Below are 9,848 nucleotides of genomic sequence, written 5' to 3'. Positions count from 1 at the left end.
CAAGCCCAACGCAACCATGATGCGATGCAGGCCGTGTACAAACTGGCCCTGACGTCGGGGGAACTCGGCGAATCGCATCGCGGCTTGCCGGTGCAGTTGATCATCAAAGCCGACCTCACCGACCTGATCAACGAAACCGGCCACGGCGTGACGGCCACCAACAGCCTGCTGCCCATCAAAGACGTCATCCGGTTGGCTGCCGACGCGCAACCCTGGTTGGCGGTCTTCGGTGAGCACACCACCGTGCCCCTGTATTTGGGGCGTGCCCGGCTGGCGAGCCGCGGGCAACGCATCGCCCTGTTCGCCAAACCCGACGGACAAGTGTGCTCGCACCCCGGGTGTTCACAACCGGCCGCGCATTCGGAAATCCACCACGCCACCCTCGATTACGCCAAGGGCGGGCTCACCAACATCGACGACCTCGCCCCCGCCTGCCCGAAACACAACCGGATGGTCGGTGACCGCCTCGGTCAGTACACCACCGGCATCTACCGCGACGGACCCCTCGCCGGCCGGTGTTGGTGGCGCCGTAACGCCGCCCCCGGTGCCCCACCGCACCCGAAACGCGTCAACAAACTGCCTGATGTCGGGCCCGACTTCACCGCCGGGCTCGCCAAAGTGCGTGCCGAAATCCACCGGCAACCACCCGACACGGGTAACCCGTTGCCGGACAGCAGTACCGGTGGCTACGACGTCGTCGACATCATCACCCCCGACGACGCCGACATCGACGTGACCACTGAACCGTCACGCGTCGAAGCCCGCCTGGCCCGCCTGCTCGCCATCTGCGGACGCTGACCACCGAATCTGCAGCCTTTAATCGCGGAAACCGCGACCAAAGGCTGCAGATTTCTGGCGTGCCCATCCAGGCCGCCGGAACTCAGGATGCGGCGAGCCCTGACCCCTCACCGGCACGGTCGATCCCGAGGTGATCACGCAAAGTGGTTCCGGCGTACTCGCTGCGGAAGCTGCCGCGCTCCTGCAGGATCGGGACCACCTCGTCGACGAAGCGGTCGAGCCCTCCAGGCGTGACGTGCGGAACCAGAATGAAGCCGTCGCTGACGTCGTTCTGCACGTACTCGTCAATGCCGTCGGCGATCGTCTGCGCGCTGCCGATGAAGGACTGGCGTCCGGTCACCTCGATGATGAGTTCGCGGATCGACCAGTTGTTGGCCTGAGCCCGCTCCCGCCACTCGCGCGCCGTCTCCAGCGGGTCACGGTACATCCGCACACTGGCCCGGCCGCGGGCGATGGTGTGCTCGCCGATCACCGGATCGAAGTCGGGAATCGGACCGTCCGGGTCGACGTCGGACAGATCGCGGTTCCACACCTGCTCCAGGAAGCGCAGCGCGGTCGCACCACTGACCTGGGCCAACCGCACCTCATGGGCGAGCTCGGCGGCTTCGCCATCGGTGTCGCCCAAGACGAATGTGGCCGACGGCAGGATCAGCAACTGCTCGCTGCGGCGGCCGTACTTGGCCAGCCGGGACTTGACGTCGCGGTAGAACTCACGCCCGGCGTCATATGCACTGTGCCGCGAGAAGATCGCATCGGCCTTGGCGGCGGCGAACTCCCGGCCCTCCTCGGAATCACCGGCCTGGAAGATCACCGGGCGGCCCTGCGGACTGCGCGGCACCGAGAACTGCCCGGCGATGTCGAATTGCTCACCGTGGTGCTCGAATTCGCCGACCGCACCATCACGCAGGAACTGGCCGGACTCCTTGTCGGCGACGATCTCGTCGCCGTGCCACGACTCCCACAGTTCCAGCGCGGTCTCGAGGAATTCCTTGGCCCGCGAATACCGCTGCGAACTCGGGAGATAGCCGCCGCGCCGGAAGTTCTCGCCGGTGAACTCATCCCACGACGTCACGACATTCCAGGCCGCGCGGCCGTCGGTGAGGTGATCGAGGCTGGCGAACTGCCGTGCCACCTCATAGGGCTCGTTGAAGGTCGAATTGATGGTGCCGGTCAGCCCCAACCGCTCGGTGACCGCACCGAGTGCGGCGAGAACGGAGAAGGTGTCGGGGCGCCCGACGACGTCGAGGTCGTAGATGAGGCCGTTCTGCTCCCGCAACCGCAGACCCTCGGCGAGAAACAGGAAGTCGAATTTGCCGCGTTCGGCGGTGCGGGCGAAATGCTCGAACGACTCGAACTCGATGTGACTGCCGGATTCCGGATCACTCCACACCGTCGTGTTGTTGACCCCGGGGAAGTGGGCCGCGAGATGGACTTCTTTGCGATGAACTGACATGTCGGTCTCCGATCAGGCTGCGTAGCGGTTGGCAGGACGGGTGAGCCCGAGATGCCCACGAAGTGAGGTGGCGGTGTAGTCGGCCCGGAACCGGTTGCGGCGCCGCAACTCCGGGACCAGCTCACGGGTGATGGACACGAGGTCGTCGGGCAGTGCGGCCGGCCGCAGCCGCACCCCGACCGCGCCGCTGTCGGCCTCGGCGTCGGCGCCGACGAATTCCTCGATCCGGTCGGCCAGGCCGGCGGCCGTCCCGACGAAGATCTCTGCGTCACTGAAGAGCTCGGCACCGGCATGCGCATCGAGGCGCTCGGCGCGCTGCGCCGCCTCCGCGTCGGTGGCACCCAGGATGACCACCAGATCGTTGAAGACACGGACCGGCTCACCGTCGCGCCCGGCCGCGCGGCGGGCCGCGTCGATCTCGCCGACGATCTCGGTGGCCTCCGATGCGCTGTGCGCGGTGATGAATCCGATGTCACCGGCGCGCCCGATCAGATCCCATGAGCCGCTGTTGTGTCCGAGGAGGGCGATCGGCGGTTGCGCCTGCGGGGAGCGCGGGGTGATCGACGGGCCCCGGACACTGAAGTACTCGCCTTCGAAGTCGATGTAATGCAACTTCTCGCGATCGATGAACCGGCCGGTGGCGGCGTCGCGGATCTCGGCGTCGTCCTCCCACGAATCCCACAGGCGACGAAGAACTTCGGCGTAGTCGGCGGCCTCGGCGAACAGAGCGTCGACGACCACCTGGTCGATATCGCCGGGCACCAGATCGGGCAGGGTCCGCCGGCCGAACAGCCGGGCGTCGGCAGCCGACCCGTCGACCCGCAGCTGCACCCCGGCCCCGCCGCGTGCGGCGTAGTCGAGCGTCGCGATCGCCTTGGCGGTGTGGAACGGCTCGGTGTGGGTGACGATGCCGGTCGGGATCAGCCCGAGCCCGCGCGTCGTCGGTGCCACCCGATTGGCGATGAGCACCGAATCTACGCGGCCCCGTACGCGATCGGTCCGGCTGTCGGGGGTGAACGGGTTGTCGCGCTGCAGCCCGAGGCCGTCGTCGATGGTGACGAAGTCGAGCGCAGCGGACTCGGCCTCGGCCACCAGATCGTTCCAGTACCGTCCGGAGAGCAGTTCGGTCGGGCGGGCATTGGGTTCGCGCCAGGCACCGGGATGCCACCCGGCATCGGACAGTGCGACAGCGAGATGTATCTGGTCAGGCATGAGCGGTCTCCTTGGCGGTTGGGGTGCGGCCGTGTCCGGGGATGGCCGCGATGAGTTGACGCGTGTATTCGTGTCGGGGCGTGGCGAACACGGAGTCCACCGGACCTTCCTCCACGATCTGGCCGCCGCGCATCACGGCGACCCGGTGACTGATCTGGCGGACGACGGCGAGGTCGTGCGAGATGAACAGCAAGGCGATCCCCTGCCGCCGTTGCAGATCGGCGAGCAGTCGCAGCACCTGTGCCTGGATGGTGACGTCGAGCGCCGAGACCGGCTCGTCGAGGATGAGCAACCGCGGCGTGGTCGCCAGCGCGCGGGCGATTGCCACCCGCTGGCGCTGCCCGCCGGACAGGGCGGCCGGTGGTCGCCGCGCGAACTCGGGATCGAGTGCGACGGCCTCCAGCAGTTCGGCCACGCGAGCGCGACGCCCCGCCTTGGGCGTGCCACGCATCGGTTCGGAGATGATCTGTGCGACCGTGAGTTTCGGGTTCATCGAGGAGAACGGGTTCTGGTAGACGAAGCCGACGTCGGAGCGGCGATCGCCGACGTCGACCGTGCCCGCGTCGTGGCTCTCGAGTCCCGCGAGAATACGTGCGGTCGTCGTCTTTCCCGACCCGCTCTCGCCGACGATCGCAAGTGTCTCGCCCGCCCGCACCGACAGCGACACATCACCGACGGCGGTGAGCCGATCGCCCCGGCCGATGCGGAAGGTGCGGGAGATGTGATCGGCCCGTGCCACGATCGGTGCGTCGTCCGCAGGGCCGGCCGGGGCCAACGTCTCCGACGCGAGACCGGGGGCGTCGGCGATGAGCCGGCGGGTGTAGGCGTGCTGCGGGTCGGTGAGTATCTCTGCGGTGGGCCCGCTTTCGACGATGCGCCCACCCGACATCACGATCAGCCGATCGGCGCGGTCGGCCGCGACGCCGATGTCGTGGGTGATGAGCAGGATCGACGACCCGTTGTCGGCGGCCTGCGCCTCGAGATGATCGAGGATGCGTCGTTGCACCGTCACATCGAGTGCACTGGTGGGCTCGTCGGCGATGATCAGTTCCGGCCCGCATGCCATGGCCATCGCGATCAGCACGCGTTGCCGTTGCCCGCCGGAAAGTTGGTGCGGCAGCTGCGCGTAACGCAGTTCCGGGTCGTCGAGTCCGGCATCGGTCAGATGCTCCAGCGCGTGGATGTGGGCGGTCTTGCGGGCCGCACGGCCATGAATCCGCAACACCTCGGCCACCTGGTCGCCGACGCGCTGCACCGGATTGAGGGCGGTTCCCGGGTCCTGCGGGACCAGCCCGATCCGCGCACCCCGGATACGGTTGAGCGCGCGGGGCGCGAGCCCGTCGATCCGCATGTCACCGAGGCTGATCTGTCCCGACGTCCGGGCCGAGGGCGGCAGCAGCCCGATGATGGCGTGCGCCACCGATGTCTTGCCCGATCCGGACTCCCCGACCACGGCGACCGTCTCGCCCGGCTCCACCACGAAGCCGACGCCACCGACGGCCTCGGTGTCGGTTCTGCCCATGCGGTAGTGCACGCTCAGGTCGGCGACGTCCAGCACCGGGCTCATCGGTCCTCCCCCGCCGAGATGCGGTGTCCGATGGTGTGGGCCGCCAGTACGACCGCGACGATCGCCAGACCCGGCAGCGTGGTCATCCACCAGGCCGTCGCCAGATAGTTGCGGCCCTCCGAGATCAGCGAACCCCATTCGGGTGCCGGCGGCGCCGCCCCGAAACCGAGGAACGACAACGACGAGATCAGCAGGATCGCCATCCCGAATTCCGCTGCCGCCAAGGCGAGTACGGGCGCATACGAATTGCGCAGGACGTGGCGGACCAGGATCACCGGGGTCGGCACACCGAAGGCCCGCGCCGCCTCCACGTAGGGCGCGTGACGCACCCGCAGCACCTCGGCACGCATCACGCGCGCGAAGCTCGCGATCAACACCACCGCGACGGCGATCGCCACCTTCGTCGTCCCGAATCCGAGGGCGGCCACGATCGCCAGTGCCAGCAGGATCTGCGGGACGGCGAGCATCACGTCGATGGCCCGCATGATGATTCCGTCGGCGACCGGTCCCGCGGCACCGGCGAGCACGCCGAGCACCGAGCCGATGACCAGGGCCACCGCGACTGCCCCGATCGTCGCGGACAGCGACAGTCCGGCACCGTGGACGAACCGGGCGTACACGTCACGTCCGAGGTTGTCGGTGCCGAACCAGTGCTGTGCGCTGGGCGCCGAGAGCTTCTCCGAGGGCACCGCCAACAGCGGGTCGCGGCTGGTGAACAGCCCTGGGAACACGGCGAATCCGAGTGCCAGCAGTACCACGACCGCACTGAGTGCCACGGCGATGTTGGCGCGCAACCACGTCCACACGACGCCGGGGCGCAACCGGCCAGGGGCCCACGACCACGACGCCGGCGAGACGCCGGTGTTGGATGACTCAGACATTGGTCAACTCCGTAGCGGTGTCGTCGGTATCCGCCCGACCGTTCGCCGGGCCGTTCGCCGACCGACCGTCCCGCGACCGGCCGGTGAGAATGCGGGGATCCAGGAACGGATAGACGACGTCGACAGCCAGGTTGATGCAGACGAAGACGAGAGCGGAGAACGTCACCAGGGCCAGCACCACCGGAATGTCCTGGGCGAGAACGGCACTCTGCGCCAGCTGGCCGACACCGGGCCGCGAGAACACGGTCTCGACGACGACGGCACCGCCGAGCAGATTGCCGACGATGACACCCGCGACCGTCAGCGCGGGCAGCGACGACACCCGCAGGATGTGGCGAGCGATGACGCGGCCGCGACTGGCACCTTTCGCGGTGGCGGTCTGCACGAACGGCTGGGCGTCGGTGGCGGTCATACTCGTGACCAGCACCTGTCCGAGTACCCCGGCATAGGGAATCGCGAGGGTGACCGCCGGCAGGACGAGCGAACCCGGCCGGGTATCACCGAACGCCGGGAACCATGCCAGCCGAAAGGCGAAGACCTGCAACAACACCAGGCCCACCCAGAACGTGGGGAGCGCGACGACCAGCGACGGTATGGACAGCAGGATGCGGCGCAACGCCGAGAACCGCGTCCACGTGGCCAGTACGGCCAGACCCACGCCCAGCACCACGGCCAGTGCGACCGCGGTGAGGGTGAGGGCCACCGTGCTCGGCAGCGCGTCGAAGATGACGTCGGTGACCGGCCGGCCCTGGGAGATGGAGATCCCGAAGTCGCCGTGCAGCGCGCCGGTCAACGCCGACCAGTACTGCTCCCAGATCGAACGGTCAAGCCCGTAGCGCGCTTTCAGCGCAGCCACCGCCGCCGGGTCCACCGGCGTGGACGCATCCCCGGAGGTGGCGATCGTCACCGGGTCCGAGGGCAACAGGATCAGGATGATGAACGCAACCGTGAAGGCGGCCCACAGCACCCCGATCGCCGCAGCGATCCGGGTCGCGAGATAGCGGACCATCCCGGTCACCGACCCGAGAGCCAGGTGTCGTGGAACTGCAGTCGTGCCGACGCGTCGAAGGCCACCTGATGCGCATTGCCGGCCGCACCGATCGCCTGCGACAGCTCGATGGTGGGGATGAACAGACCGTGGTCGACGATCTGGGTCTGTGCGGTCGCCAGATCGGCGTTGCGGGCGGTGATGTCGGTGGTGGTCTGCTGCTCTGCCAAGGCGGTGTCGAGGGCCGGGATCGGGCCGCGCCGGTTCAGGTTTCGGGCACTCAGCCCGAACTGGGTACGCAGGATGTCGCCGTCGGCGCGGGTCACATTGTAGTAGATCGCGTCATAGTCGCCGGAGTTCTGGCGGACGGTCGCCTCGGCCGCCGGGACCACGTCCAGCTTCATCTCGACGCCGACGTTCTTCAGCTGCTGCTGCAACAGTTCCAGGATCGCCTGGTTACCGGCGAACACCGGACTGTAGAGCACCGAGAACGACAGCCGCTGACCGTTTTTGGCACGGATGCCGTCCGGGCCGGCGGCCCAGCCGGCCGCGTCGAGGATCTGCTTGGCCTTGCCTGCGTCGAAGGCCAGTGCCGACGTCTCGGCATGGAAGCCGGGGGTGTTGGCGGCGAGCACTCCGGTGGCCGGGTGGAAGTCCTTGTCGAGGACGGTGTCGACGAGTTCTTGGCGGTTGATCGCAGGCAACAACGCCCGGCGCACCTGCTCATCGGCCAGTACACCCCGGGACACGTTGGGCTGCAATCCGAACGGGACGCCCGGGTTGACCGCGGTGAGAACCGAACCGCCGGCCGCGGTGATCTGCTGCTTGTCGTTGGGCAGGGCGTCACTGATGACATCGAGTTGCCCGGAACCCAGCGACCCGGTGCGCACACCGGACTCGGGCACGACGGTGAAGTCGATGGCGTCGAGGTACGCCTCACCCTGATGCTTGAACGCCGCCGAACCCCAGGCGTAGCCGGTTCGTTTGCGCAGCGCCGCCGAGCGGCCCTGCTGCCACCCGCTGTAGACGAACGGCCCCGAGCCGACATTGGTGCCCTGGCACCGCGCTTCGGCCGACTGGGCGGTGGTGGCGTCGGATTGCAGGCCGAGCTGCGGCGTCGAGGTCGACTGCAGGAATTGGGCATTCGGTGCGGAGAAGGCGATCCGGGCGGTGAGCGGATCGACCACCGTCGTCCCGGTGTAGCCGCTGAGATATGTTGCGGCCAACGGCGCCTTCGCCCCGCCGAGCGTGTTCACGATGGCGTCGAAGTTCTTCTTGACCGAATCGGCGGTGAGCTTGGTGCCGTCGCTGAAGGTCACATTCGGCTTGAGGTGGAAGGTGAACACCTTCGCATCCGGGCTCACGTCCCAGCTCTGCGCGAGCCACGGCTTGAGTTCACCGCTGCCGGGCACCTGATCGGTGAGCGAGTCGACGATCTGCCGCGTCACATAGATCGTCTGGTTGGTGCCGCTCTGGGCCGGGTCCGAGCAGGTCGGTGCGTCGGACAGGCCGTAGCGCAGGGTGCCGCCGGACACGGGCGGGCCGGCGTCGTCGGAGCTCGAGGAACCCGACCCGCAGGCGGCCAGACCGGCAACTGCCAGCGCGGCAACAGATGCCGTCGCGACCCGGGCGACGACGGAGGTGCGCACGCGCATCAGATAAGGCCCCATTTCTTGGCGAGAAGTTCGTGTGACCGGAGTCGGTCGTGGTGGTCATAGGTGACCGAGGTGATGACGAGTTCGTCTGCGTCGGTAAGCTTTCCGAGTGCGGCGAGGCGGTCGACGACGGTATCGGGGCTGCCGACGAATTGGGTCTCGATGCGATCGGCGACCAATGCCTGCTGCTCGGGGCTCAGCGGGGTCGCGGTCCGCGGGTCGGGATACGGGATGGCCCCGTGTCCGCTGCGAATGCTGTACACCCAGTGGCCGTAGGTGGACGCGAGGCGCTGTGCGGTCTCGTCGTCCTCGGCGACCACCACGTCGGCGGAGACCACCACGTAGGGCTCCGACAGCGTGTCCGACGGCCGGAATGCAGCGCGGTAGGCCTGCACCGCCTCGAGCGTGGTCCCCGGGCTCACGTGGTAGTTCGCGACGAACGGCAGCCCACGGGCGCCGGCCACCTGTGCGCTCTGGCCCTTGCTGCTGCCGAAGATCCACAGTTCGACGTCGGCGCCCTCTCCGGGTACGGCGTGCAGCTCCAACCCGGACGGGCTCTGATAGGTGCCGTCGAGCAGTGCGGCGATGTCGGCGACCTGATCCGCGAAATCGGGCGGCTGCGCACCCGGCTGGGTGAGCACCTCGAAGCTGCGGGCAAGCCTCGAATCGGCCAGCAGCGCAGTCACATCGACGCGTTCGGGGATGATCACGCCGTCGACGGTCCGGCTCGGCGGCCGGGTCGCGGGTGGCGCGGGTGGTGCACTCTTCGCCGGTCCCTTCTGCGCCGCACCGAGTGCCTCGGCCCGACGCTGCCCCGATCGGCCGAGACCCAGGTCGATCCGGCCCGGATGGAATGCGTCGAGGAGGCCGAACTGCTCCACCACCGACACCGCCGTGGTCTGGCCGACCTGCACGGCCGCCGACCCGACCCGAATGCTCTGGGTGGCCGAGGCGATCTGGCCGATCAGCACCGCCGGATTCGAGCCGGCGACGGCCACGAAGTGGTGTTCGGCCACCCAGTACCGGCGATACCCCCACTGCTCGGCGTGCCGGGCGAGGTCGATCGCATTCGCCAGCGCGGCAGCAGCATTCGATCCCTCGCTGATCGGTGCGAGGTCGAGCACCGACAACGGGGCACGGTCATGGAAACCCACGGGGTATCTCCCATCGATCCCGGCGTTAGCACCCTGACGGGTTGCTGCGACGTCGACAAGCCGGGTCTCTCGGTCGCTCCAGATGGTCGATTCACGGTAGGGCCGCCTCGCGACGCGCGGCAAGGCAGCGCGGATGTGAC

General features: G+C 68.3%; 8 protein-coding genes. 1 reads left to right on the top strand and 7 read right to left on the bottom strand.

Annotation, left to right across the window (positions count from 1 at the left end):
• The coding region (locus tag ACLQ3C_RS18855; RefSeq protein WP_425706625.1) for a DUF222 domain-containing protein at nucleotides 1-798 on the top strand (798 nt) is incomplete at its 5' end.
• A gap of 82 nt (nucleotides 799-880) precedes the next feature.
• Here the strand turns inward: ACLQ3C_RS18855 and ACLQ3C_RS18850 are convergent.
• From ACLQ3C_RS18850 to ACLQ3C_RS18820, 7 genes are read right to left on the bottom strand one after another with little or no spacing between them, the layout of a single operon-like run.
• The gene (locus ACLQ3C_RS18850) at nucleotides 881-2,251 is read right to left on the bottom strand and encodes an NtaA/DmoA family FMN-dependent monooxygenase (protein WP_425706624.1); all 1,371 of its coding nucleotides are present in this window, start codon (nucleotides 2,249-2,251) and stop codon (nucleotides 881-883) included.
• A 12-nt stretch (nucleotides 2,252-2,263) separates the two neighbouring features.
• The gene (locus ACLQ3C_RS18845) at nucleotides 2,264-3,463 is read right to left on the bottom strand and encodes an LLM class flavin-dependent oxidoreductase (protein WP_425706623.1); all 1,200 of its coding nucleotides are present in this window, start codon (nucleotides 3,461-3,463) and stop codon (nucleotides 2,264-2,266) included.
• Nucleotides 3,456-5,030: an ATP-binding cassette domain-containing protein gene (locus ACLQ3C_RS18840; protein WP_425706622.1), complete on the bottom strand. Its 1,575-nt coding sequence runs from the start codon at nucleotides 5,028-5,030 to the stop codon at nucleotides 3,456-3,458. The genes ACLQ3C_RS18845 and ACLQ3C_RS18840 overlap by 8 nt, the downstream gene beginning before the upstream one ends.
• Nucleotides 5,027-5,911, bottom strand: coding sequence for an ABC transporter permease (locus ACLQ3C_RS18835; protein ID WP_425706621.1), 885 nt, complete (start codon nucleotides 5,909-5,911; stop codon nucleotides 5,027-5,029). The genes ACLQ3C_RS18840 and ACLQ3C_RS18835 overlap by 4 nt, the downstream gene beginning before the upstream one ends.
• Nucleotides 5,904-6,920, bottom strand: a complete 1,017-nt coding sequence (locus ACLQ3C_RS18830; RefSeq protein WP_425706620.1) for an ABC transporter permease — start codon at nucleotides 6,918-6,920, stop codon at nucleotides 5,904-5,906. The genes ACLQ3C_RS18835 and ACLQ3C_RS18830 overlap by 8 nt, the downstream gene beginning before the upstream one ends.
• Before the next feature lie 5 nt (nucleotides 6,921-6,925).
• Complete coding sequence (locus tag ACLQ3C_RS18825) at nucleotides 6,926-8,554, bottom strand: ABC transporter substrate-binding protein (protein ID WP_425706619.1); 1,629 nt, start codon at nucleotides 8,552-8,554, stop codon at nucleotides 6,926-6,928.
• Nucleotides 8,554-9,708, bottom strand: a complete 1,155-nt coding sequence (locus ACLQ3C_RS18820; protein ID WP_425706618.1) for an LLM class flavin-dependent oxidoreductase — start codon at nucleotides 9,706-9,708, stop codon at nucleotides 8,554-8,556. Before ACLQ3C_RS18820 ends, ACLQ3C_RS18825 begins: the two co-directional genes overlap by 1 nt.
• Nucleotides 9,709-9,848: the final 140 nt, after the last annotated feature.

This window comes from Gordonia sp. DT30, assembly GCF_049844915.1.
GTDB lineage: Bacteria > Actinomycetota > Actinomycetes > Mycobacteriales > Mycobacteriaceae > Gordonia.
This window is presented reverse-complemented; position numbering and strand designations above follow the sequence as displayed.